Annotated in this window: 19 protein-coding genes; 12 read left to right on the top strand and 7 right to left on the bottom strand. The window is 55.9% G+C overall.

Going from position 1 to position 25698, the window contains the following annotated elements; translation table 11 throughout:
* Window positions 1-1635 (top strand): peptide ABC transporter substrate-binding protein, encoded by a 1635-nt coding sequence (locus DSM100688_RS11330; protein WP_239519461.1) that lies wholly within the window; start codon window positions 1-3, stop codon window positions 1633-1635.
* A 346-nt stretch (window positions 1636-1981) separates the two neighbouring features.
* Window positions 1982-3076 carry a redox-regulated ATPase YchF gene (gene ychF / locus DSM100688_RS11325; protein ID WP_152359189.1) on the top strand — a complete coding sequence of 365 codons (1095 nt, stop codon included), beginning with the start codon at window positions 1982-1984 and terminating at the stop codon, window positions 3074-3076.
* A gap of 155 nt (window positions 3077-3231) precedes the next feature.
* Here the strand turns inward: ychF and DSM100688_RS11320 are convergent, their stop codons facing one another.
* A complete protein-coding gene (locus tag DSM100688_RS11320) occupies window positions 3232-4800 on the bottom strand; it encodes a DNA-methyltransferase (RefSeq protein WP_158276264.1) in 1569 nt (522 codons plus the stop codon).
* Window positions 4801-4968: 168 nt separating this feature from the next.
* Between DSM100688_RS11320 and DSM100688_RS11315 the strand changes: the two genes are divergently transcribed.
* The 4 genes from DSM100688_RS11315 to DSM100688_RS11300 are packed head-to-tail and all read left to right on the top strand — an operon-like array spanning window position 4969 to window position 11058.
* Window positions 4969-6900 (top strand): site-specific DNA-methyltransferase, encoded by a 1932-nt coding sequence (locus DSM100688_RS11315; RefSeq protein WP_109056676.1) that lies wholly within the window; start codon window positions 4969-4971, stop codon window positions 6898-6900.
* Window positions 6901-6905: 5 nt separating this feature from the next.
* Window positions 6906-9587: a DEAD/DEAH box helicase gene (locus DSM100688_RS11310; protein WP_152359188.1), complete on the top strand. Its 2682-nt coding sequence runs from the start codon at window positions 6906-6908 to the stop codon at window positions 9585-9587.
* Window positions 9588-9635: 48 nt separating this feature from the next.
* Window positions 9636-10532, top strand: coding sequence for an SMODS domain-containing nucleotidyltransferase (locus tag DSM100688_RS11305; RefSeq protein ID WP_109056674.1), 897 nt, complete (start codon window positions 9636-9638; stop codon window positions 10530-10532).
* Window positions 10501-11058 (top strand): SLATT domain-containing protein, encoded by a 558-nt coding sequence (locus tag DSM100688_RS11300; RefSeq protein ID WP_158276263.1) that lies wholly within the window; start codon window positions 10501-10503, stop codon window positions 11056-11058. Before DSM100688_RS11305 ends, DSM100688_RS11300 begins: the two co-directional genes overlap by 32 nt.
* A gap of 169 nt (window positions 11059-11227) precedes the next feature.
* Here the strand turns inward: DSM100688_RS11300 and DSM100688_RS11295 are convergent, their stop codons facing one another.
* On the bottom strand, window positions 11228-14128 hold the full coding sequence (locus tag DSM100688_RS11295; RefSeq protein ID WP_109056672.1) for a UvrD-helicase domain-containing protein: 2901 nt from the start codon (window positions 14126-14128) through the stop codon (window positions 11228-11230).
* Window positions 14129-14336: 208 nt separating this feature from the next.
* Window positions 14337-15281 carry a hypothetical protein gene (locus tag DSM100688_RS11290; protein ID WP_109056671.1) on the bottom strand — a complete coding sequence of 315 codons (945 nt, stop codon included), beginning with the start codon at window positions 15279-15281 and terminating at the stop codon, window positions 14337-14339.
* Window positions 15282-15754: 473 nt separating this feature from the next.
* On the opposite strand from DSM100688_RS11290, the gene DSM100688_RS11285 reads away from it, so the two are divergent.
* Window positions 15755-15943: a hypothetical protein gene (locus DSM100688_RS11285; RefSeq protein WP_109056670.1), complete on the top strand. Its 189-nt coding sequence runs from the start codon at window positions 15755-15757 to the stop codon at window positions 15941-15943.
* A 108-nt stretch (window positions 15944-16051) separates the two neighbouring features.
* Here the strand turns inward: DSM100688_RS11285 and DSM100688_RS11280 are convergent, their stop codons facing one another.
* The gene (locus DSM100688_RS11280; RefSeq protein WP_109056669.1) at window positions 16052-18052 is read right to left on the bottom strand and encodes a tyrosine-type recombinase/integrase; all 2001 of its coding nucleotides are present in this window, start codon (window positions 18050-18052) and stop codon (window positions 16052-16054) included.
* A 219-nt stretch (window positions 18053-18271) separates the two neighbouring features.
* On the opposite strand from DSM100688_RS11280, the gene DSM100688_RS11275 reads away from it, so the two are divergent.
* Both DSM100688_RS11275 and DSM100688_RS11270 read left to right on the top strand, forming a co-directional pair.
* Entirely contained in the window at window positions 18272-19531 is a 1260-nt protein-coding gene (locus DSM100688_RS11275) for a HipA family kinase (RefSeq protein WP_152359187.1), read from the top strand.
* A gap of 119 nt (window positions 19532-19650) precedes the next feature.
* Window positions 19651-19962, top strand: coding sequence for a DUF2442 domain-containing protein (locus DSM100688_RS11270; RefSeq protein WP_152359186.1), 312 nt, complete (start codon window positions 19651-19653; stop codon window positions 19960-19962).
* A gap of 95 nt (window positions 19963-20057) precedes the next feature.
* Here the strand turns inward: DSM100688_RS11270 and DSM100688_RS11265 are convergent, their stop codons facing one another.
* Together DSM100688_RS11265 and DSM100688_RS11260 are read right to left on the bottom strand one after the other, a co-directional pair.
* The gene (locus DSM100688_RS11265) at window positions 20058-21329 is read right to left on the bottom strand and encodes an MFS transporter (protein WP_152359185.1); all 1272 of its coding nucleotides are present in this window, start codon (window positions 21327-21329) and stop codon (window positions 20058-20060) included.
* Window positions 21330-21478: 149 nt separating this feature from the next.
* A complete protein-coding gene (locus DSM100688_RS11260; protein WP_152359184.1) occupies window positions 21479-22141 on the bottom strand; it encodes a TetR/AcrR family transcriptional regulator in 663 nt (220 codons plus the stop codon).
* Between the two features lie 545 nt (window positions 22142-22686).
* Here DSM100688_RS11260 and DSM100688_RS11250 point away from each other — a divergent pair.
* Window positions 22687-22920 (top strand): hypothetical protein, encoded by a 234-nt coding sequence (locus DSM100688_RS11250; protein ID WP_152359183.1) that lies wholly within the window; start codon window positions 22687-22689, stop codon window positions 22918-22920.
* Between the two features lie 112 nt (window positions 22921-23032).
* Complete coding sequence (locus DSM100688_RS11245) at window positions 23033-23464, top strand: tautomerase family protein (RefSeq protein WP_204316750.1); 432 nt, start codon at window positions 23033-23035, stop codon at window positions 23462-23464.
* 268 nt (window positions 23465-23732) lie between these two features.
* Here the strand turns inward: DSM100688_RS11245 and DSM100688_RS11240 are convergent, their stop codons facing one another.
* The gene (locus DSM100688_RS11240; protein ID WP_239519463.1) at window positions 23733-24746 is read right to left on the bottom strand and encodes an AraC family transcriptional regulator; all 1014 of its coding nucleotides are present in this window, start codon (window positions 24744-24746) and stop codon (window positions 23733-23735) included.
* Between the two features lie 173 nt (window positions 24747-24919).
* Here DSM100688_RS11240 and DSM100688_RS11235 point away from each other — a divergent pair, with 173 nt between their 5' ends.
* Window positions 24920-25597, top strand: coding sequence for an MFS transporter (locus DSM100688_RS11235; RefSeq protein WP_163146978.1), 678 nt, complete (start codon window positions 24920-24922; stop codon window positions 25595-25597).
* Window positions 25598-25698: the final 101 nt, after the last annotated feature.

Below are 25698 nucleotides of genomic sequence, written 5' to 3'. Positions count from 1 at the left end.
ATGATGACCGGCAAGAAGATCGCCGCGGCGATCGCCGCACTGTGCGCGATGGGCATGGCCCTGTCCGGCTGCGGATCGAGCAAGGGCTCGACCACCGCCCAGGAGGGACAGATCATCACCGTGGGCAGCAAGGAGCCCACCAACCCGCTCACCCCGGGACAGACGCTCGACGGCAACGCCGCGCAGATCGTCAACCTCATGTACTCCGGCCTCGTCAGCTACAACAGCGACGGATCCACTCGCAACGAGGTCGCCAAAAGCATCGAGGCGAACGACAACTCCACCGAGTTCACCATCACCCTCAACGACGGCTGGAAGTTCTCGGATGGCACCGACGTCACCGCCGAATCCTTCACCCGTGCGTGGAGCTACACGGCCAACGTGACCAATGCGCAGCTCGGCGCGTCGTTCTTCTCCACCATCGCCGGCTACGACGACCTGCAGAAGGAGGGCGTGGCCAGCGACGCGCAGCTGTCCGGCCTCGAGGTCAAGGACGACCACACGTTCGTCGTGCACATGTCGCAGCCCGACTCCGTGTTCCCGCTCAAACTCGGCTACTGCGCGTTCTTCCCGCTGCCCGACTCGTTCTACAAGGACCCGAAGGCCTACGAGGACAAGCCGATCGGCAACGGCCCGTACGTGCTGAAGGAATGGTCGCACAGCCACAACATCACGCTGACGAAGAACAAGGACTACAACGGCCCGCGCAAGGCGCAGAACGACGGTATCGACTTCAAGCTGTACAACGACACCGCCGCCGCATACTCCGACGTGCAGTCCGGCAACCTCGACATCCTCACCAGCCTGCCGTCCAGCGCGCTCGGCACCTTCCAGAAGAACAGCCGCGTCAAGGCGTACAACGAACCCGGCTCGAGCTTCGTGGCCATGATGTTCCCCGCCAAGAGCAACCACATCACCTACGACCAGGAGGGCAAGCTGCGCCGCCAGGCCATCTCCAAGGCCATCGACCGCAAGACGATCATCGCGAAGATCCTGCACGGCACCGCCACCGAGGCCAACGACTTCATCGCGCCCACCATCTCCGGCTACAGCGACTCGCTGAAGAACAAGGACAACATCCGGTTCGACGCCGCCGAGGCGAAGAAGCTGTGGGCTCAGGCCGACGCGATCAGCCAGTGGAGCGGCTCGCTCGAGATCGACTACCCGTCCGACGCGCCCGTCAAGGACTGGATCGAAGCGATCGCCAACAACCTGCGCAACAACCTCGGCATCGACGTGAAGGTCAACCCGTACCCGACCAGCAAGGACTACTACACCGCGATGGACGAGCGCAAGCTTGGCGGCATGTACCGCGGCGGCTGGTCGCCCGACTATCCGTCCGCCGAAAACTATCTCGTGCAGCTGTATGCGTCGAAGGCCGCGGACGGCAAGGGCGGCAACTCGAGCGACTACAAGAACCCCGCGTTCGACGAGGCGATGGACAAGGCCGCCGCCGCGTCCAGCATCGACGAGGCGAACCAGTACTACCAGGAGGGCGAGGAGTACCTGCTTGACGACCTGCCGTCGATCCCGCTGTGGTACACCAACACGGTCGGCGTGTCTGTGCCGGGCTTGAAGAACGTCGAGTTCGACTTCCAGAGCAACCCGATCCTGTACAAGGTCACCAAGGAGTGACGGGGCGGGGGAGTCGTGCAGCGGCGCTGTTTTCTCGCGGCGTTCTGCCGTAACGCTTTCCCGTGACGTCTTTTTCTTAACGGACATACAGCCGATCCACCCGGGCGAATTGGCTGTATGTCCGTTATTCGTATTGCGTAACGTATGCGGGAGCATATGCCTCGGATCGGAATGCCGCTCCTCGTATGAGCGTTCGTTTCTGGCTATTTTTTCAACGGACAACCAGCCGATCCGGTACGTGGTCTCGGCTGGTTGTCCGTTCTCGACATGGACGAACGACGGTACCGGTGACGATGCCGACAAACGCGAGCCCGACGTGTCCACGATGCCGCCAATACTGGGACTCATGTCTCTTACTATCGGAATCGTCGGTCTGCCGAACGTCGGCAAGTCCACCATGTTCAACGCGCTGACGCGCAACAATGTCCTCGCGGAAAACTATCCGTTCGCCACCATCGAGCCGAACACCGGCATCGTGCCGCTGCCCGACAAGCGCCTGCCCGTGCTCGCCAAGCTCGTGCACACCGAGAAGGTCGTGCCCGCCACCGTCACGTTCGTCGACATCGCCGGCATCGTCAAGGGCGCGTCCGAAGGCGAAGGCCTCGGCAACAAGTTCCTCGCCAACATCCGCGAGGCCGACGCGATCTGCGAGGTCGTGCGCGCGTTCAAGGACGACGACATCGTCCACGTCAACGGCAAGGTCGACCCGGCCGACGACATCGACACGATCAACACCGAGCTGATCCTCGCCGACATGCAGACCATCGAGAACGCGCTGCCGAAGCTCGAGAAGGACCTGCGCGGCAAGAAGATCGAGCCGGCGTATCTCGAGGCCGTCAAGAAGGCGAAGGCCATCCTCGAGGACGGCGAGACGATCGATCATGCGGCCGCCGCCGGCAAGATCGACAAGGCCGACATCTACGATCTGCATCTGATGACCGCCAAGCCGTTCATCTACGTGTTCAACGTGGATGACGACGAACTCGCCAACGACGAACTCAAGACGAAGCTCGCCGCATCCGTCGCGCCCGCCCCGGCCGTGTTCCTCAACGCCCAGTTCGAGGCCGACCTCACGGACCTCGACGAGGAGGATGCGCGCGAGATGCTCGCCGACGCCGGACTCACGGAGTCGGGCCTCGACCAGCTGGCCCGCGTCGGCTTCGACATCCTCGGCCTGCAGACCTTCCTGACCGCAGGCGAGAAGGAAGTGCGCGCCTGGCAGATCCACAAGGGCTGGACCGCCCCGCAGGCCGCCGGCGTGATCCACACCGACTTCGAAAAGGGCTTCATCAAGGCCGACATCGTCTCCTACGACGACTTCGTCGCCGCCGACGGCTCGATGGTCAAGATCAAGGAGGAGGGCAAGCTCCGCCAGGAAGGCCGCGACTACGTCATGCAAGACGGCGACATCGTCGAGTTCAAGTTCAACGTCTCAAAGTAAGTAATTCCAACGATTTTCGCTTGTCAAAATTTGTCAAAAACCACGGCGTGTCGGCATGTTTTTGTACAAGTTTTGACAAGCCGGACATAGATGGGGCGGCATCGAATCCACGTTCGATGCCGCCCCATCTTGTTGGCCTATCGTATGGGTTCTGGTCAGTTGCCCACTATCTTTCGCTTTGATTGCATTAGGTAATCCTCATTGAGGTCAATGCCCACGTACTTACGGCCAAGCGATCGCGCTGCGAGTCCGGTTGTGCCGCTTCCGCTGAATGGGTCCAGCACGACGCCATTACGTTTGCATCCCGCCCTGATGCATCGTTCGGGTATTTCTATTGGGAAGACGGCAAAATGAGCATCATGCGAATAAGCCGGACATATTGGCCAGACATCTCTTAGATTCCGACCGACTTCAATGTCGCCGACCGCTTTGATGGTTTTGGTTCCGCCGCTGCCGCGATCGGAACCGGCAAGATTAGTGTACTGGAGTCTCTTCTTGGAAACGTCGGTCAAAGGAACGCGCACATCATCTATGTTGTAAACGTTCTCAGCGGTCTTGGTGAACAGGAAAATCTGTTCATGATTATGGTTCAATCGATTGCCTGACGCGCCGGGAAGCACTCGTGTTTTATGCCAGATGACTTCGTTACGCAACAGCCATCCATCCTGCATCATAGCGAGAGCCATCCGCCAAGGAAGTCCCATCAGAGAGTGCGCAGGAGCGGGGTCGCGTGCATCTCCTGTCGAATAGCAATCATCAATATTCAGCCACAGAGTACCGTCATCCGCCAGTATGCGCTTTACCTCATGGAATACGCCGACGAGATTCTTAATATATGCGTCGCTCGTATCCTCGCGGCCTATTTCCCTACGGCCACCGCTGTAGTTTCGCTGATTGAAATAGGGCGGGGACGTGACAACGCAATCAATGCTTCGCGCGGGGAATTCGCTCATAACTGCTTTTGCATCCCCCAGGTATAGCCGCAGCCCATTTTCGTGATGCCAGAGACAGCGTGCGGGTAACGAATCGTCCCATTCCATCTCAGTGTCTTGCACCGGAGTGAGGTCGTTTAACACGGTAAAGCCATTAGCGGCTATACGGATAGCACCGATTGTTGTCTTTTCAAGCTCTTGGGCCGCTGCGGTTACCGTCTGCCTGAAACGATTGCGCCCACCATTACCAGTTATGGCGTACAAGTCGTCATAACTAACAGATGCTCCGGCAGGCTGTCGCCGTGCGATAAGGTACAGGTCTACAGACATGGATGACCGCAGTTGCCGTACTATCGAGGAATCCACGCTAATGACATGGGCCAGGCGATGCATGAACTGTCGCGTCAACACGACTTCTCCCTGCTTGTTTTGACGTGAGACTGATAACGACCGCCAACGCTGGCCGTCGTGTTCGGAGTATCGGCAGCTAAGCAGTAATGAGAGCTGGCGTTCTACGCGATCGTATTGCCGACCGCCAACGCTAACGCCCGCCCGGGCCATAAACTCCCGCAAGCCAGAACGACTTATACGTCCTGTTCTGGCATCAACGCATCCATCCTGCTGAATGAGACTGGTACTTATCCACATCAGCACAAGTCGTGCCGTCTTGCCTGACGGAAGAGTCGCCGCTGTGGTGGACACACGATGCCGTCCACGAATTAAAGACTGCTGCCCTTTGTCCCTGTGGGGAAAGGCCATATCCAGACCAAGTTTCGGAAAGAACATCTTCATGGGCGCTCCAAGTCTCACCTTAAACACAGTCAGTATCGACTGCCGCGACAGTTTAACCGTAACAGATGTGCAGAAGGTGATGATGCGCGATATGTGCGGCGAGTCCGCAGATGGGCCATACGCATGAGACAATAGTGCTGTCAAGTAACGCTGGGAAAGGAATGCAGCATGCCGGCACTGGAATGGATGGGCAAGGATAAGGTCATCGGATACCATCGCCAGGTTCCGTACCGTGTACTTGACCAGGTCCCAGACAAGGGCGTGCTTGCCTCTGATGGCACCGATCATGGCAACAAGGTCATCCACGGCGATAATCTGGAGGCGTTGAAATCGTTGTTGCCCGAGTACGAGGGTAAGGTCGATTGCATCTACATCGATCCGCCGTACAACACAGGCAACGAGGGCTGGGTGTACAACGACAACGTCAACGACCCGCGCATCCGCCGCTGGCTGGGCGAGGTCGTCGGCAAGGAAGGCGAAGACTTCTCGCGGCATGACAAATGGCTGTGCATGATGTACCCGCGTCTCCAGATGCTGCGCCTGCTGCTGAGCAACACTGGCGTCATCTTCATCAGCATCGACGACAACGAGGAGGCCGTCCTCAAGAGCGTATGCGACGAGATTTTCGGCCGCAGCTGCTTCGTGTCGAACATCGCATGGCAGCGCACCTACTCGACCCGAAACGATTCCAAAGGCATCGTCAACGAGGTCGAGCACATCCTCGTCTACAGCCGATACCCCGACTGGAACCCCAACAAGCTGGAACGCACCGCCGAGATGAACGCCAAATACGGGAACCCCGATGGCGATGCATCCGCATGGCGTACGGATAACGCATTCGCTCCCGGCGCAGCAACGCATCAGGGAATGGTGTACGCCATACAGCACCCGTTCACAGGTGAGCTGCTGTATCCCGCAAACGGGTCCTGCTGGCGCTACCAGCAGGATGTGATGCTTGACATCATGAACGGCTGGTGCCCCTACGAGCTGCGCAATCTTCACGATGAGGAGAAGCGCGCCCATGTATGCGGCGTGGCGACAGACGATGTTCGACCCGACGTGCCGGCTATCATGCTGAAGGAATCAATGGAGGAATCCAAGAAGAAGTCCGCCATCGTACTGGAACGCGGCCCGTGGCCTCGATTCTTCTTCACCAGAAACGGTCAGGGCGGCATCGCCCGCAAGACCTATCTCGACAGCGTCGGCGGTCGTCTCGTCACCAACCTGTGGCCCTATGCTGAGGTCGGTCACACCGATGAGGCGTCCAAGGAGATCAAGGCCATGTTCGAAGGGCGTGCAGCGTTCGACACACCGAAGCCGACCCGCCTGATTCGCCGCATCATCGACATCGCCACATCGAAGGACTCCATCGTCCTTGACTCGTTTGCCGGCTCCGGCACCACCGCCCAAGCCGTGCTTGAAGCGAACAAGGCCGATGGCGGACACCGGCGATTCATCCTTGTGGAGATGTGCGATTATGCCGATCACATCACCGCCGAACGCGCCCGCAAAATCATACAAGGGTTCGAGACGTCGGCCAAATTCGCCCGGACCGTATATGAGAAGAAGCTGACGGCAGCGAATCTGAAGAACGCAGCGAAATACATAGAAGAGGCGAAAGCCGCTCAACAGCAGGCCATTGAAGCCGGCGAATACGACAAAGTCGGCAATCCCAGGCTGATAGACAACACACTTACCGTAATTGGCGAGACCAGCAAGGGAGAGACAGTACCAGGCATCGATTCCGGCTTCTCCTACTACGAACTCGGTCCGGTACTGTTTGAACCGGACGGAATGCTCAATCCCAAGGTGCCGCGTCAGGAGCTGTTCCACTACGTCTGGTACACGGAAACCAAGGCTGAATACCAGAACCTGACCGATGAGCACCCGTATCTACTCGGAGAGTTGGCGGACACCGTGTATTACCTTGCCTACGACGGTGCAGATGAAAGCGTGCTCGGCTATGACCTGCTGCGCACGTTGCCGCGTCGTGGCTCGACCACCGTCATCTATGCCGATCGATGCGTACTGCCGCAGGACCGGCTTGACGCCCTGAATATCGTCTTTAAGCAGATTCCCCGTCAGATTGCGAGGGTGTGATTAGTATGGAATTGAAGAAATACCAGCGTAAAGTCCTCAATACCATCCGCGAGTATGCGCGTTTGACCGTGGCGCTCGGCACTGGTGCCGCCGCCTACGACCAGCTGCTTGCACAGGACGGGCTGTTTTCCGGCCATGGTGACATCAGACGGTATGTCGATGATGTAAACGGTGCGCCGAAGGTCTGTGTGAAGGTGCCTACAGGCGGCGGCAAGACCTATATCGCGGCGAACGCGCTGCATGTGCTGACCGAAGAGCTCGACGTGAAGACGCGGGCGGTGGTGTGGCTGGTGCCACGCAATGAGATTCTTCGTCAGACGCTTCGCCAGTTGCGTGACCCGTCGCATCCGCTGCGTATGGCGATAGACCGCGATTTCTCCCATCGCGTCGAAGTGCTTGATAAAGAGGATGGCCTTGCCGGACGTGGCCTCAATGGCCCGGCAGTGGAAGACCAGTTGACGGTTTTCGTACTCTCCTATGATTCATTCAAGAACAAGGATGGACGACGTGCGTATGCAGAGAATTCGTCATTGGTCGCATTGACCAATTATCAGAAATCCCAAGGCGATGCAGTGGAAGTCGATGGGGCTGATGATACGGCTCTCATCACTGCACTGGCGGGCATGCATCCGATTGTCGTGGTGGATGAATCCCACCACGCGAAGTCCAACCTGTCCATTGAGATGCTGCGCAACTTGAATCCCTGTTTCATTTTGGAGTTGACTGCCACCCCATCCAACAAATCCAACGTCATCGCACGAGTATCCGCACAGGAGCTCAAGGCAGAGGAAATGGTGAAGCTGCCGGTCATCGTCTACCGCAGGGACGGCAAGACCGAAACCATCCAGGATGCCATCATGCTGCGCAGGCGATTGGAGCAAATCGCCGCGATCAATGAGGAGAAGACCGGGCATCACATCCGCCCAATAGCCTTGCTTCAGGCGGAACGCAAAGGCGCGGATAATGCTGCGACATTCCGCAAACTCAAGGAAAAGCTTGTGGATGCAGGCATTCCCGAAGAGCATATCGCCATCCGCACCGGTGACGTGGACGAACTGGGAGGCACGGACCTCCAGGCACGCGGATGTCCGATTCGCTACGTGATAACCGTCGAAGCGCTCTCGGAAGGCTGGGATTGCCCATTTGCCTACGTGCTCGCCACGGTCGCCAATAAAACATCGCGTACCAGCGTTGAACAGCTTGTCGGCCGCGTGCTGCGCCAGCCGTATGCGCAGCATGCCAAGTCGGGCGCATTGAACACGTCATATGTGCTGACCTCGTCCGCTGATTTCAACGCGACGATAGACCAGGTGGTGGCCGGACTCAATGGAGCCGGCTTCTCCAAGCGCGACGTGTTGGCGGATACGACGGATACAGCCGAAGGTGTCGCATCGGGTCCGGTGCCTGTCCAGGGGCTAATTGACGAGTTGATGCAGCATCAGGGCACTGAAGACGAGACAGGCTCCGAAGACGAGCCTGACGATTTCAATGACTTGGCGATTTCCCTGCCGGATGAAAATGCGAAGCTGCCGGAGTCTTCGCAGGAAGTCCCGGACACTCGCCATGTCTCCATTGACGCAATGATTCGTACATCCGAAGCCGCCGAAGCCGAATGCGCGAAGAGCGCTAAGGATGACGCGGAAACCCTTGCCGGCGGCACTACTGGAATGGGAGACGATATGAACACGTTCCGCATAAGGGATACGGTGGCCGACACCGTACGTAATCTAAGGATTCCCCGTTATCGCCTCGAACGGCAAGCCGGTCTGTTCTCAGACTTGGATGACGCTGAAGGTGAACTATTCGATCGCGACTCCCTGCTTGAGCATTTCATGCTTGCCAAAATCGGCACGGAAGACATCAGACTGGATGCTATGCATGTTGCTGACGCCAAGCAAATCGACATCTCGAGTGATTCCGAGCTCAAAGTTCGTAATCTATCTGATGTACAGCGTCGAGGCATGAAGGAGCTTTTCGCGCGCGACAGCAACGAAGGCCGTCGCCGGAGCGCCAAACTGGACCTGCCCAACCTCATGAGCCCGCAAGTGCAGAAACTGTACGGCGCGCACGGCTTGAAATCATTTATTAACCGCGTTGTGGACCAAATGAGTGATGATGAACTTGAAGGATACGTGGACAACGCATCCGCTTATGCGGCCATAATCAGTCATGCAATCAAGGACAAGGCAGATGCATTCCGCGTTAGGGAGTTCGATGTGGAGCGCCGTCGTGGCGACATCACCATTACGCCTGATTACGCATTCCCATCCTCGGCGTACCTTCCCAATCCATTGACTACGCTCGATCGCACGCTGTACGAAGCTGAAGACGGTGGTATGAACGAGCTGGAACTTCAGATGGCTGACGCTTTGGCCAACTGCGAAGGTATCATCTGGTGGCATCGCGTTGTGGAACGGCGCAAGGGCGAGTTCTACATCAACGGATTCATCAACCACTACCCGGACTTTTTGGCGATGACACGCGGCGGTCGCTTGTTCGTCATCGAAACCAAGGGGGAACAGCTGAAGAATGACGACAGCCGTGACAAACTCAGACTCGGAAACCAGTGGGCCAGCGATGCCGGACCAAACTATCAGTATTTCATGGTGTTTGGTAATAGCCCGATGGACATTGATGGCGCATATTCGTTTGCCACGTTCAAGACCGACTTCCTGAACCACTTGTAAATCGATGGAAAACCATCATCTAATGCAACGAGCGCGAGAAAGAGAAAAATGGGAGTAAGTTCCACATTTCAAGGCTTTTGTTCATCCTTACTCATGGATGAAGATATAACAGATACCATTAGTTTGAGATACCATAGCATTGTCAAGCTGATAAATATTTTTTACTGGGACATTTCCAGTGAGTCGCTCCATGGTTTATACGTCGGTTCTTATGGCAGAGGGACTGAAATCTCGACCAGTGACATCGATATTCTAGTAGAACTGCCGCCTGAAACATTCCATCGTTATAACCATTATGCCAGTAATGGTCAATCTGCTTTATTACAAGAAGTAAAGACTGTAATACAAACTAAATATTCAAACTCGCATTTACGAGGTGATGGACAAGTTATCGTTATTGAATGGTCTGATGGAATTCGCTTCGAGATTGTTCCTGCATTCTCCCAAGATTCTGGTAATGCATATTACTACCCGGACACACATAACGGAGGTTCATGGCAAGTAACAAATCCCAAGGATGAAATCAATGCGCTGAATAGTCTTTCATCATACTATGAGCATTCGCCCAAAGATTTATGTCGCATGCTTCGTGCATGGAGAAATGCCAATAATGTCAACATTTCCGGCATCGCAATCGATGCGTTAGCTTATGACTTTTTCTTGCTTAATGATGTACCAATTGAAAAGTACAAAAACTATTCCAAATATGGGGAGATGACTCGCGATTTCTTCGCGTACCTTGTAAAACATGGCAACGATTCCAGCTTATTTGCTCCGGGAAGTCTTTCAACTATAGACTTTTCCGTAGATGTTACAGCAAAAGCAAATATTGCATATGAGCATGCTAAAGAGGCTCAATATGACGTAGACCTTGGTATTGATTCATTAGCAGAAGATGAATGGAAGTCTATATATGGTGACCAATTTAAAGCCAGATTATCGTGAGCGGCTTCGGTCTGAGCTGGTAACGCGGTACGGAAAAGTGGTGTACACATTCACCGCGCATGAAAAAGACGCGCACCGGTTAAGGGCGGAAGACCGTAGACTCCGGTGGTGCCAACTCATCCTCTCAGCAATAACTGCGGGTGGTTTTTTGGTGACTGTATTCCCTACATGGGCTAAAGCTATTGGGGCGGTTTTTGCCGTTGCTCTCGTGATTGTAAATGCCGCAACAAAGAATTTTAATCCGGCGGCGAAAGCTGAGGAACATCAGAAGGCGGCCGATCGCCTATGGATAGTACGTGAGGAATATGAGGCACTACTTACAGATTTTAACGAGCTGAGGGATGACGAGATTCGTGAGAAGCGTGACAACTTGACTAAGACCGTAGCGAACATCTACGCAACGACGCCGCGAACATCTGAGAAAGCGTATCAGGAAGCGCAACATGCGTTAAAGAAAGAAGAAGAGCAGACCTTCAACGAAGGCGAAGCCGAACGGTTCCTGCCGCCTGTATTGAGGCGGCAATGACTGCCTGTCAGGCCGCGATCGTCGGAACGTTCATGCGACTTCTTCTCGTTCATACAAGCCAAACAGCTGGCAACGGCTGTATTGATTGTTATATAGAAACAACTGGCACGTAGTGGTGGGGCCGACGAACTGATTGTTCGTCGGCCCCACCACTACGTGCCAGTTGAGATTATGACCGAAAATCGGCTTCGCCGTCATCCGCGTTAACGGTTTCGTATTGAACATATTGGCGGAGGTCGGTCAGCCAATTGAATGTGACGGACTGCTCCAGCGTCCAGTCCACGTTACCGGTTCGCGCACGTTGCAAGTAACGATCGCAGAGCCGTCGCTCATCAGCATCTTGAAGCACTTGAGCGATGATGCCGGTGCGAGAGATGAGACGCGCGCCTGATGTGGCGTCTATTTGTGGCAGGATTTGGTCGAGCTCGTCCTTGCTGGTTTTTACGAAAAGTTCATCCGGCTTGAAGGCATATTTGCAGGTTTCTTGTATAGCGGATTTCAGCAGTTCGGGATGCCTGTTAAGTTTCCTTTTTTGTTCCGACGTCATATTTTTTCCCTTGATGCTGATAGCTTCGATATCAATTACCGCTCCGTTGGCCCAAGCCTGCTTTTCAGCTTCCCGAGCGGCATCATAGGCGACTGTACCCGGCTCGCATTGTTCAACTTGAGCCTGGGCTTGCTCAATGGTTTGTTCCACATCGGTGCGGCGCATGCTCAGAAACCGTTTCCAACGGCCAGTCTGGAAATCATCGTGTGCTATCCCTTTTGCCCGGTCCTGCCTGATGACGGAGTTCACGGCTTTCTGGACGGCGCTGGTCCACTCCAACTTCCACCACAGACGGTCTTTGTATAAGTGATTGGCCTCTACGATGTCACCTTTGTAGTCGTGTCCATTCTTAATGTCGTTGCTATGAAGCTGGTCATGGTAATAGGTTCCCAACGTCGCGAAAATCATGTGGGCGTGTACGTGCCATTCGCCGCCCGCCCGAATGTCGGTTATCTTCTGGCGAAGTTCATTTAGTTGTGTGTCGGTCAAGTCGTGCATAGATTCGTGTTGCTGTAGCTGGTATTCCAGTTCGTGCAGTCCTGCGTTGATGTACCGATTGGTCGCTTCGTCGCTGCGCGTGGTGCCGACGATGCCTTGCGTGAACACTCGTTCGCGTTCGCTCATAATACGGCCGGTATTCGTGTGAGTGAGCTTACGGACGGCGAGATTGAGCACGCGGATACCGAGCGCAAGGTCATCGAAGTTGGGCATAGTCGCCGTGAAGAAGGCAGGTGTCGCAAACCGCATCCTGGCAATACGCTCATACAGTTCATCAGGCAGTAAATCCTGGTAGCATTTGGGGTTAAACAAACAATCGAGTGCCGCGCCAACGCGCAGTTGGTTGCGCACGGCCCGTCTTCCCATACAAATATTGCAGGTCTTCTGGTTGCAGAACCATGCGTGCGCCAACAGGCTGCGTCGAACACTTCCGTCGGTCATGGTCTCGAACGTTAGCTTATCCGCGCAATCCGTCAGCTTCGCTGCCACCTTTACGTTGCCTAGGCGTTGGTAGCTCGCGACGACACGACTCTGCTGCTTTTTCTGGATGGCGATGTTCTGTGCGGTCCTGTTGTCCTCGATGACATCTTCCAACAGGTGACGACTACTGATGTCGCGGTGGAGCTTGCCGAGAATCGTCTCTGAATCGGATGACTCTTGCAAGGCGCAGTCTTCAAGTGTGAGATATGGGCCGTAGACTGTGGAAGTGCGGCCGCCGGGGAGAATCGTTTGGTCGGGATAGGAGATGATGAGCCCCAGTCTCGCTCGTGTCATTCCCACATATAGCAACATGTCCGCTTCATCGCTGCGATCGCCCCATACGGCTCGACTCACGCCCACCAGAACGACGATGTTTGCCTCATCACCTTTGTATGAATGGATGGTGCGGAAGGCATCCTCGTTTATTGGCATGCCGCGTTCTGCAAGCGTTCGTTTCAGTTCTCGGAACTGGCTGCGACGCCACGCAAGGAACTTGATGTTGCTCGCCGCAGTATGCCCATCGGACAACAGGCCTTCAATAATGTCGGCGATTTTTTCTGCTTCGTCCTGTTCATTGTTCGCTCGTATCAGCTGTGGTACCATGCCGGTCGTGGCATTACTGGAGGCCTTGATGTGGTCCCCGAAGATGCGATTTGCGACATTGACTATTTTCGGTGCGCATCGGTGATTGATAGGAAGCTCTAATGTCTGGTCGAAGTTTGTGCCGTCACGAAACCAGTCGGGCGTCGCACCTTGAAAGGTCATGATGCCTTGCCGCCAATCACCGGCGATGATGGTCTGCATCGTCGTGGCGGTGATGCTTTCTACCAGTTGTATTTGCGTAGGATTAAGGTCCTGGGCTTCATCCACGCCTAGTATCTCAAACTGGAGGCCAGATTTTGGGTAGTGCTGCGCGGCGAGTAACTCGATGGTCGGCCATTCGGCGCTGTAAATATCCTTGCATTGTTTGGTATATTCCTTCAGGATGGCTTTGAGGTATTCGGATTCGGGCTGTTCGTCAGGATGCATGGCATAATACGTCGTGTCATGCATCATTTGTTTCAGCGTGATGCGTTCGTGCGGCTGTTCTTCCATGCAGGTTTTTCGGATATCGGTGAGGATTGCTCTCTTGTCAGCGTCGGTGATAGCGTTGATATGTATGCCAGCAGCTTTTAGTATCCGCAGAGCGAGTGAATCGAGTGTGCTCACGCTGGCGCCGTACACGCCATTGCGTGTGAGTGCACCATCGATGACGCGCGTCGCCTTGCGAGTGAACGTGATAACGGCGATGTGTTTCGCGTCGTGAAGCGTGGCTGCGGCCGCGATTGCGTTGGCGAGTGTCCGGGTCTTACCGGCTCCGGCCGACGCGACGATGCGCAATAGATGGTCTGTGTTCCTCGCTGCCAGCAGCTGCCAGCGGGACATTTCCAGTTCGCCGTCATGGATTCGCTTTTGCAAAACGCTATTACGATGCGCGCGTTCAAGTTGACGCTCATCTTTGGCGAGTGTGAGCCGTTGCGCGGTAGATATTGCTGTTGAGGACATTACGAAACACCTCCATGTTTCAGTTCCGCGGGAGGGAAGCCCGTGTTATCGTCAGTTGCTCTTACGTCGGCCGATGCCATTATGGTGGCGGCCGACGTTTGGTTTTAAGGGAATATAGAGAGTCCTGTTCCGGCTGCTATTGCCGCGGCACGTACAAAGTGATGCATGCCATGCCGGATGATACCGTCGGAATGTGTTTGCACATCCGTCATACTCTGGTCGTCAAATCGACGCCGCCCCACAACGGTCCACCGTTGGAATCGGCCATCACAACATGTGCCAGCTGTTCGGTGCCGGTCGCCGCGATACCACGACGAATCGCATGAGCGATAGCCTCGTTGGTCGCAATCCAAACGACCAGTGCGTAAGCGTCGCGGCTCTGCCGAGTGGAGTATCCGGCCATCGTGGCGATGTAATCGTTCACGGGTTTGCGCGTCAGCTCGACCTCGATGGCGATGGATTGATGGAATGGTCGGGCAAGAACCAAGTCGGGTCGATGGTCGGTCAGTGAGATAACAGCGCTGTCTGATTCGGCATACACGTTACTGACCATGCGTTGCTCGCGCATGCTCCATGCCTCGCCGTGTGCCATGACAATCCACGGCCACGATTGATATGGATTCCCTCCAGCCCATGCCCTGTATGCGACATCATCACGTTGCGTATCCATCAGATGCAACATCTGCGCCACGGCCTGGTCTCGTTTACCAGACTGGCGTAGCCGGCTTTCGGCCATGCGCAGGTCTGCTTCACAAACCAGACCTGCTTCATAATCCTCCATCTGCACGCGAATGTTTTCCCATTCATCGACGGGCAAACGCAGCACGTTATCGCCATGTGCCAGTTGTGATGCGATGCTCGATACTGCCAGCGCGTGTGCCGAAGCATCTGTAGCTCTCAACGGCGGTGTTTCCAATCCCAACAACGGAATCAGTTTGGGCGTCGGCGTGAACACGACGTGCGCACTCGGGCCGGTGATGACGCGCACATAACCGCGTTCCGCATAGGCGCGAAGACGACGGCTGACCCTATAGCGACTTGACAACGCAAGTCCGGAAAACCGGACGGCACTCAGAATGCTAAGGCAACGGAACCTCACCAATGCTTCCAATGTCCTCCGATCGCCTTTGGTTGGGCGCAAGGTGCTGGTCATTTCGGTGTCCTTCCCCTAAGTACGGATGATGGTATGAAGTCGTCAGATACGATGTATGACGACTTGCCAGTCAATATCGCAGAACGCGCATTAGATACCGCGTTCGATGAGGCCGGAAACCGCCTGACGTCGATAACGCCGGTGGAACGGGATTATCGCCATAACCACGTCGGTGAGCAAATCACGCATAACCGCCGTCAGAAAGACAATAAGAACGGCAGAAAAGCAGGTAGTACACTTCCGGCGTCGGGGCATGGTCATTCCATTGGAGAGCCGTCGTGGTCTGAGATATATGGGCCAGCTCTTTGTCGCCGCATACGCTTAGAGCACGCTGGACCGGGAGAACGACCCCGCCGAAATGCCGGTAGGCGATGCGGCAGTAATGAAGCGCGGCGGCGGGGCAAAAGCGCGAGCGACTTTTTCTTTTTTTCGACGATATGTCCTTGACAACATTTCTCCGGAAAGGAGCAGCCATGCCAAGCGTCAAAGACCCCGCGATAATCCATATCGTCAGCCCCGAAGAAGCCGAGTTCTGCGTCAATCCCAACAAGTGCATATTGGCACATCATCGGATGAGCGAACTCAATGAAGCGCAAATCATCTCCGTTTATGCATCGGCCGGTATCGACATCACGAAACCACATCCGCTGAGAAAAAAATAATGCGAGACGTATACCTTAAGCACAACTTGTTCGCGTTTTCTTGGATAAATATGCGTGCACGTTGTGCTTAAGGTTCAATGGCGACTGGGAATGTATGGTTACTGTTTGTCAGTACTCAAATCCAGTTGGAGGTATGGCTTCCTTGACCATATGCGCATAACGATCAAGAGTAAACGAAGCGTTCTTATGCCCGAGCTCCGCCGCTACCTGTGGAATGGGCACGCCTGCTTGTATGCGGCTGGATGCCGCGAAATGACGTAACCCATGATAGGTCCAGCCTTTTCTGTTGTGTATTGAGTTTTTACGGTGAAGCGGGTATTCACCAGTGTTGGCGGATACGTAATCAAAAATCGGATTGAGACTTCTTTCAACAAAGTTAGCTTCGGTCATGTATCCGCAGGTACCAGGCACTATGGCGGTGTTGTTCGTCCATCCAGGTATGGGGCGTATGGCCGGCAGACCGTCCTTGGTCATACGTGGATTGGAACGTGCCGGGAATAGGAGCATTTCACGGAACTCGTCTATACGCTTATTCGGCGGTATGTCGGCGAGGGCTGGCGAGTTCCACAGTTCGCGGAAACGTTCGAGAAGCATCCATCCTATAGGCACATACCCCTTGGTCCACAGCAGGCCGGCTTCTTCGTCAGTGCATGTCCAGAATGACACGTTGTTCTGTGACTCCGGCTGCTGCTTGAAACGTGCGACGATGTTGCCAATTGCCTCGCGCTGGCTGACGTGCGTTCGATTTGCTATGTATTCCCAATTAGGAAGGAAATACGGCAAGTGCGCTACACGTTCTCTGCCGATACCCATTTTCGGCGGCTGAATAAGGTACTTCGTTCCCGCCTGTGTTATCTGTTCTTCGATGCTGATCCGCCCGTTGTAATCCGCACGGCTGTCCCAGACGGGAAACGTCCCTGTCTTGCTTTGGCTCCGACGAACGGCGTAGACATCGGTGCTGGCGGGAACCGCCTTGCCCTCGATAGTAACAGTTCGAGTATCGTTATGAATGGCGAGGCTGGAAACGAACATGCGCGCTGCCTGTTCGCGGGTCAGGAAATGCCTGACACGCAGCGGTAGCATTTCCCCTACGCGGAGACCGCCGGCTGCACTCAAAGCAAACGCAAGGCCGATGAGTCGAAAGCGTTCGCCACAAGCTACCACCTCTGCTGCTTTGCGTTCATTCTGATGATGTAGGTGCCTTGGTATGCTGCGTCGGATGTCACCGGCATACACGGGAATGTGCTTCGTCTGTTTTTTCGGCATGTTTGCCGATCGTGTTTGAGCATCTTCCTCATCGACAGGGAGGCCCAAACGAATACGAGCGTCAAGCGGGGTAATGTCCATGATGCCATCGAAGGCGTCAGGTGACTCATTGAACATGCGCGTAACCTCTCGTGCGCTGCTGGTCTTTTTCCCCGTCATAGGGTCTATAAGGGTTGATTTCCCTCTACGCTGTCCGGGCATTGCATCATCCAGTGGCGTAATGCTCATGGTGCTGTACGCGGCAGTGATGATGTCGGCAATGTATTTACCACTGGGAATGTCGCGCTCGTCAACGGGCTTGGTGCGGCCCTTGTATGCTTTCCCCGTGATTATGAGTTGTGAAGAATAAAATGTTGCATCGTTTCCGGTCCACCGTTCAGCTTGTGCCATAGTTCCTTTGATAAGGCTCTTAATCTTACGCTGACGCTCGTTGTTCAACGTAGGTAACGTGATGTCGCGAATGTCCGATTGCGTGATACGTGTCACTGGTTTGCTGCCAAGCACCGGCGCAAGATGCTTCTTATACAGGGAAATCATTCCCGCTCGAGTGCCGTCTGACCAGTTGCTTCCTTTCACGGTGGACATTTCGTAGAACATCTCTTCAAACGTTGGAGGTTGGATGTTTGCCCGTGTCTGCGTGACATCGCCGAGCCCCCTGCGGGCTGCCTCGATGGCTGCGTCCTGAGTCGTGCAGTTCGTAGTCCGCATTTTCCCCGTTTTCGGATCGCGCCATCGAGGTCTCCAGTATGGTGATGCGGCGGTAGGCGCAGTCATGGAGGCACGGCCATTCAGTATCGAGATTGCCTTGCGATTCTTCCTAACAGGTTTCTTGCCGCTCGTCATGCTGCTCCTTCATTTTGACATTTTGTTGTCAAAGGTCATTGCATCAATCTTAGCAAAGTGTTGGAATAGTAGGAAAATCTACATAAAAACTAATAATCACAAAGAGTTCAAGTTCAACGTCAGCAAGAAATAGTTGAACGTAATTGTGGCCCTTGAAACGATTGATTTCAAGGGCCGTTTCTTCATAGCGTTCAGGCTTGCTGCTAAGGAAAGTGCCTCATGGCCGGTTATGTGTTGCGTCTGTATGACACCCCGCTGCTCCAGTTCGATGCTTCATATGGCGAGGGACTGTTGGCCGGCAAGGTCGAGGCTCACATCCGCTGGTTCGACGAGTCGAAGCGGGCGCTGCTGCCGTTCCCGTTGGCTCCGGAGCCGGATGATGCGAAGCTCACCGCTTGGCTGGAACGGCGCACCATCCCGAAGAACCGTGAGTTCGCGTCCCAGATCCTCGCGCAGGCAGGACTGAACATCGCGGATACACTCGGCATCATCGACCTGTGCAAGGGACTGTCGGTCAACGACTCGTTCTGGGTCGAACGCGACGATGAGAATCTCAGGTTCGCGGGCATCAATCTGTACGATAATCCGTTGGACGAGACGCTCGCCATCGTGGCGTATACGGGGTATACGTCGAGCGAGAAGCATGCGATAGGCCTGTCGAGCGAATGGACGACGGACGGGCAGTTCCCGAAGGCGTGGCGGCATACCGGTGGTGGTCTGGAATTGTGGAAGGCCGGTTCCGAGGGTTATGCGAACGCCGGGTTGGAACCGTATTCCGAATATCTTGCCTCGCAGCTGGCGCACAAGATCGGCGTGAACGCGGTCGATTACCGTATCGCCCGTTGGAAGGGCAAACTAGCATCGGTGTGCCCTTCCATGAACTCGAAGGATGTGTCGTTCGTACCGTTCTACGCGGCCACACAGCTCGCCTCGTTCCCTGAGATCCTCGCCGCCGCCCGTGCTGTGTCCGTGGAGTCGTTCGAGGCGATGCGCACGATGCTCGTATTCGACGCGCTCATCGTCAACCAGGACCGGCACGCCAACAACCACGGGTTCCTACGTGACAACCATACGGGCCGTATCCTCGGCCCGGCACCTCTGTTCGACCACAACATGTCGCTGTTCAAGAACGACATGCGCTCCGATTGGGAACGTGGCGCATGGACCCCGAAAGTGTTGGAGGAACGTCAGCCGTCGAACTCGCGCATGACGTTTTACAACCAGTGCGAGGTCATCATGGGGGTCGCGCAGCACGAGATGCTGCGCAAGGCATTGGACGTCACGTTGGAGAACGATCCGACATATCCGCTTGAAGACGGCCGCATCGAAGCACTGAACGACTATCTGCACGCCGCGGCCCGTACGCTGTTCGACATCCCCGTGGTGAACGAGTCGAAGCTTGCCTCCCAGCTCGACGCGTTGCAACCCGACATCGAGCACGCGCCCGTAATCCGCAACAACAGCCTGCTTGGAGCGTAAACGCCAGATTTGGATACAGCAGAGCCTTCCGGGTTGTGCGCTGCAGAGACACGGAATAAGGCCGCGGCGAACGACCGTTTGCCCGTATCAAGCCGCTTTCGTGAGGAAAGGAGCCTACCATGTTCGAAGTGAATGGCATCCTGTATGCGGATGAACCTGTTCGGGAACTGGAGGTCCGGTCGGCCCGCGTCACGGATGACCATGTCATGCTGGTGACATTTTCCACAGGCGAGACGCGACTGTGCGATTTCACTGAAATGTACGACGATGTTCCCGCCTTTGCCCCGCTGCGGGACGAGAAGACATTCGAGGAATTCCACATCGACCACGGCATACTGACGTGGTGCGATGGCGACATCGACATCTCTCCCACGTATTTGTACGACCACTCATATGAATACGCTGCTCACGGCGAACTGGTTTCGGCGTGATGTCGTTTTACGACATCACGCCGAGTTCAACTTCTTACCAGCGTCTAAGAAGTGCTTGTCGGGCAGCGTCGAGGGCCCTGGATGGGTAGTATGCCCTAGAACCTCCGCGCTACGTGTGCAACCAATGGCAACATGGCAACGGCCAGCATGAAAGTCATCGCCAGGACCGCTCCTGCTGGATAAACGCTGTACGCCCAGCCGTATGTGATCTGTCCGAGAGGCTGGGCGCACATGCTCGTGGAGAGCGCGAGCGACATCACCTTGCCGGTCATGTCCTCGGGACAGCCCAGCTGGATCGCCGGCACGGCGATGAGGTTCGCGAGGGTGATGGCGACCATGGTTCCGCAGGTGCTGGTCGTGAGCACCACAAAGCGCACTCCGTCGACGGCGGGAAGCGTCATGGCGAGCGCTTGGGGCAGGATGGTGAGCGAGAAGGCGGCGATTGCCATCGGGAATCGCCGCTTGGAAAGCGACTTCGCGGTCCGTCCCCCGACGAGCGCACCGAGCAGTCCGGATACTCCCACGAGACCGTATGCAAGTCCGTACGCCGTGGAGTCGAACCCCAGCACGGTACGCACCATGTAGGGGAAGCCGACCTCCGCATATCCAGTCACCAGGAAGTTGAGCGCGGCGCAGAGCAGCACCAGATGCAGTACATGGGGACGCTCGCGGGTGAGGAAACGTCCGGCCGCGCGCAGGTCGTCCAGGGCGGAGGTTCGCTCATCGTCACCGCGTTCGGGAGCACCGATTCGGATGAAACATTCCACGGCGGCGGCCGTGCCGAATCCCACGATGGTAATGCCCATCATGGGCATGGCGCCCACCGCCGCGTAGAGCACGCCGCCGAGCATGGCCGGTACGAGCGTGCTCGTCTGGTTCACCGCGTTCACCACGGCCATGGCGCGGCGCATCACGTCCTCGCCGTGGGAGCGGAACATCTGCGGCAGCGCCGCCTGCACCGTGGGCGTCTCCATGGCATCGAGCACGGCGAGCATCACTTGCATCACGGCGATCGCCGCCAGATTGAAGCCGACAACCGAGAAGATCATGGCGCAGACGAGTACCGTTGCAGCGGAGAGCGCGTCGAGCGCCACCATGACGGTTCGGCGGTTCGTGCGGTCCGCCACCACACCGCCGAGGGGCGAGAGCAGGATCGTGGGCAGGATGCTTGCCGTGAGGATGGAGGCGAACGCCGCCGCCGAGCCAGTCTCGTCAAGCACCCACATGGACATGGCGAACCGCAACATGAGGTTGGCGAAGAGCGATATGCCGAGACCTGCGACGAGCAGGTAGAAGTCGCGTACGTGAAGAGGGTCCGTGGCTTGGTTCATTGATGGCTGTGCCGTATGTTTGAATGTGTTCGTCATCGCGGGATTCCTTTCCTTGGATATTCATGACCACCTATTCAGACCGACCGTCGGTCTGTTCCGGTGATAAAAAATGCGCCACAGCAAAGGACGTACAAACGTCCTTTCACTTGGACGCCATAATCTGCAGGCCGGCGCTCGGGTACGGCCTATGCTGACGCCGGTGCCTCTTCTGACATCAGGTCCGCGAGGCCTTCGCCCAGCCGCAGGATGAGCGTTTCATCGAACACTGGCACACCGATGGCATCGAGCATCGTGGCGAGACAACGGATGCGACGTTCCATGTCGGCATGGTCGGCGGGATAGAAGCAGGGCATGAGCCAGTAGTTGCCGAGGAGCGAGAGCAGCTGCGCCGCCTCCTCTGGGTACGTCGTGGGGATGGAACCGTCCTGCACTCCCATGTCGATGAGCGACCGGAAGGACTTCGGTAGCTCCGTCGACCAGAAGCGCATGTTCGCGGTAAAGAATGTGGGGTCTTTGAGAAGCGCGAGCTGGGAACGGACAAGATCCAAGTGGTTGGGGACGTCCACGGCGGAAATGATGAGTGCACGCAACTTCTCCAACGCGCTCATGTCGTCACGCTTGATGAGTTCGTCGAGGAGACGTGCGGTGACGGCCCACTCGTCGGCGTTTAGTTGGTCGAGGATCGCCTCTTTCGATTTGAAATGGTGGTAGAGTCCGCCCTTGGACAGTCCTAGGTCGTTCAGGATGTCCTGAATGGATGTCTTCTCGTAGCCCTTTTCGGCGAAGAGTCTGCGGGCGGAATCGAGAATTCGCTGCTCGGTCTCCTCGGGATGCGTATTGTGCGTCATGCGGTTCACCTTTCAATCTTGTCGCCGACAAGCATACAGACCGTCGGTCGGTCTGTCAAATGATCGAATAGACTATCATGCGCTGTACTTGAATATCCACAACAAGGCAGGATGAAAAAGACGGCAGGCATCGAGCTTAAATTCGATGTGTCCGAGGATAAATAAATGACTTTTGAAAAATGGCTCGATTTCAATGTCTGGATGACTATCCGCCGACTGCGCAAGTGTGGGGGGTGGACGGCTGTTGCGGTACGGCAAGTCGGTCGAGTTCAAGTTCTCCCCAACGTCTAAGAAGTGATTGTCGGGTAGTGACAGGGGTCTTGGAATTTCGGTAATTCCAAGACCCCTGTCATATGTGGAATCAATGGTCGCATGTGTGTGCCGTGTCGGGAATGACGTATTCGAGGTCTGCGCATGGGCACGCTTTCATCAAGTGGGTTCGAACTTGTGGCTTCACCCCAGGCTTCTTCCGCCGTGCGATGGCGTGTGTTGCATGAGGAGGAACGTGCGCGCGGCGTCAATGTACTGCTGTTCACCCCGGCAACATGGACACCGAAATGAACGTGCGCGGCGCCGCATCCGGTAAACTGGCTCGGCTGCCGTACCTTGATTTGCGTAGGGAAACGGCGAAGGCGTTGGCGAAGGCCGAACGCGGATGCGCGAACTACACGCCGCTGACGTTCTACAGGCTGTACCATGTGTTTGCCAAGCTGGTGCTGACCACGTTGGCCGTGCGCGTCACCAGTCTCAGGTCTGGCGGTGCCGTAAGTCGGGGTTGATGGTCATGGCCGGTTCGCATCATCACTGTCGTTACGAGGAATCCAAACACAGCCACCGGCCGGAGGTGGCGGTAGATGTCGTACCGTATACTCTGCAATGCAATATCTTGTATTGAAGGAGACGGATATGCCGTACATCAGGGCTCGTGTTGCGGGAGATGGATCAACGGAAATCGCAGCCAAGGTTGCGGATTTGCTCACCGGGCTGGCGGTGGACGTTCTCGGGAAGCAGCGTGACGTGGTGTCCGTGGACGTGGACTTCGCGGATCCTGCGTGCTGGTTCGTCGGCGGGCGGTCTGTGCCGGATCGTGGCGAGGGCACATTCTATGTGGAGATCAAGATCACCGAGGGCACCAACGCCAAAGGTGATAAGGCGTTGTTCGTTCGGCGTGCGTTCGATGGTATGGCGGCGATTCTCGGAACGGTGTCCGAAGCCAGCTACATCGTGGTTCAGGACGTGCGTCCGGACTCGTGGGGTTTCGCCGGTCTCACGCAGGAATATCGGTACATTGCCGGCAGGCTCGCTGCCAAGACTGATGACTGATTCATTGACCGTACCAGCCGGTACGCGGGGAAGGAAGGCAAGTCAGCCGAATCCAAGTAGTGATTGCTGAGTAGTGCCGAGGGTCTTGGAGTCATAGTGATTCCAAGATCCTGATTTTGTAATGGCATGTGAGATAGCTTGCCGCCGTTGGTCGCGGATAACGGTCAGCCGTTGCGTCTGTAATGGTAAGGAGCGCTTCCGCCTATTCCGTTTTCCGATGCAAAGAAGCGAATAACGGAGCAACGCTGACCAACCACTTACGCTCTCCTCAGTTCGTCATTTCTCGGTCTCGCCATTGGCGTGGGGTGGCGTCCATGTGCCGTCGGAACACGTAACTGAAATAAACGGGTGACGAGAAGCCGCAGGCCTGCGAAATCTCCTTGATGGGCATGGTTCCCTCGGACAACAACTCACGGGCCTTGCCGAGGCGATAATCGGTGAGGTAGTCGATCGGAGTCTGCCCGGCATATGCGCGAAACAGTTCGCAGCAGACGCGACGGTTGACTATGCCGGCGCGCGCGATGTCGTCAAGGGTGATCTTTTGTGATGCGTTGGCGCGGATGAAGGCCATCATAAGCAGGAACGATCTGAACTCAGGCCCCGGATCGTTTGCCGCGGCATGTGCCGATGAAGGAGTTGGATATTCCGAGGTTCTTTGATCCACCGTCTTGGGTTCGGCGGTAATGGTTCCTTCTTCGACTCTTTCCAACGCCAGAAAGCACAAGTGTGCAGACTGGGCGACTGCCGGCAGCACCGTCAGCGCGTCGCCCGTCTCCTGGTGACTTTCGCACCGGGACATCAGTCGTTCGAGCTCGTCGATACCGAACAGCAACGTGCGGTCCCGTTCACAGGTTGAGTCGAGTACGACGTAATCAGGAGCGGTGTCGCCCATGCGCTTGAGCATGGCGGCTGCCATTGGCGCATACATCGCGCCTAGCAGCGAAGCATCGATTACCGCCGAGACGAATCCGGCATCATCGCCGTCGTCGCATACCAGATAGTGCATGCGACGCGAGTTGATGAAGATGCCTTCGCCTGCATGCAACGGAATGAGCGCGCCGTTGACGAATACACGTGGATGGCCGTTGAGAACATGGATGAATTCCAGGTCGCGATGCCAATGGCACGCCATGCGGAAGCCATAGCGACGCATGTCGTCGCGTCTCGCGTACATCGGCAATCCCGGCAGATTGTAGTGCGGGGTTTCCGAAAGATCGGAGAAAATGGTCAGAGGATTGGGACTCTTCGGAGAGGTCTGATCAATCGTTCGCTCGGCAGTCATTGTTGTCACGATTTCTATAGTAATGGAAACTATAGTGATGGTTCGTCTCGTATCTCATCGAGTTTGTATCGATATCATAACAGTAGTTTCTAGGTGAGTGATGTGAACATATCGATAGTCATGTTCACCTTATTTCGATAGTTGATCATGCCATTCAGGAAAGGATATTCATAGTGGATGCCACGAGGACGCGAAGTGGATCCCGGTTCTTCACCGTGCCGGTCGTCACGCTTATCGCATTGACGTTTTTGCTGGGACTGAGCGAGTTCATCGTGGTTGGCGTCATGCAGCCGATTGCCTCGGACATGCGCGTTTCGTTGGCGGCCATCGGTTCATTGGTCTCTGCCTTCGCGCTCGTATACGCGCCGATGACTCCAATCGGAGCGGCCGTATCCGCGAAATTCAATCGATTCCATGCCTTGATGGCGATGACGGGCATCTTCTTGGCCGGCAATGTCCTGTGCGCCTTTGCCCTGAATTATCCGATGCTGCTGGTGGGGCGCATCGTCATCGCCACAGTGAGCGGACCACTCGTGGCCGTGCCCATGACGTTCGCACCGGATCTGGTCGGCGCATCTGATCGGCCCCGGTTCATGTCCTGGATCTTCTCCGGCATCTCCATCGCCGCGGTCTTCGGCGTGCCGATCGGTACATTCATCGCACAACAGTTCGGCTGGCGATGGTCATTCCATCTGATCAATCTGCTGACCGTGCTCGTCATCATATCGATGCTGCGCTGCCTGCCACGCACCTCATATGCGACCGGAACCACGCGTTTCCTGCCGCAATTCCGTCTGTTTACCGACGTGCGGGTCTGGTACGGCATGTGTTTAGCTTCAGCGGATAGTTGACGCATGTGTCGGGGCATGGTTGACGGTATGTCCTGGGGCATGGTTGACGGGTTTGGGTGGTGACAATGGTGTATGGACACGTTTTCATCATCATCGGCCGG

It is taken from the genome of Bifidobacterium ramosum (assembly GCF_009299505.1).
GTDB classification, from domain to species: Bacteria; Actinomycetota; Actinomycetes; order Actinomycetales; family Bifidobacteriaceae; genus Bifidobacterium; species Bifidobacterium ramosum.
Note: the sequence above shows the minus strand (reverse complement) of the source record. Positions and strands in the feature narration are given on the sequence as shown.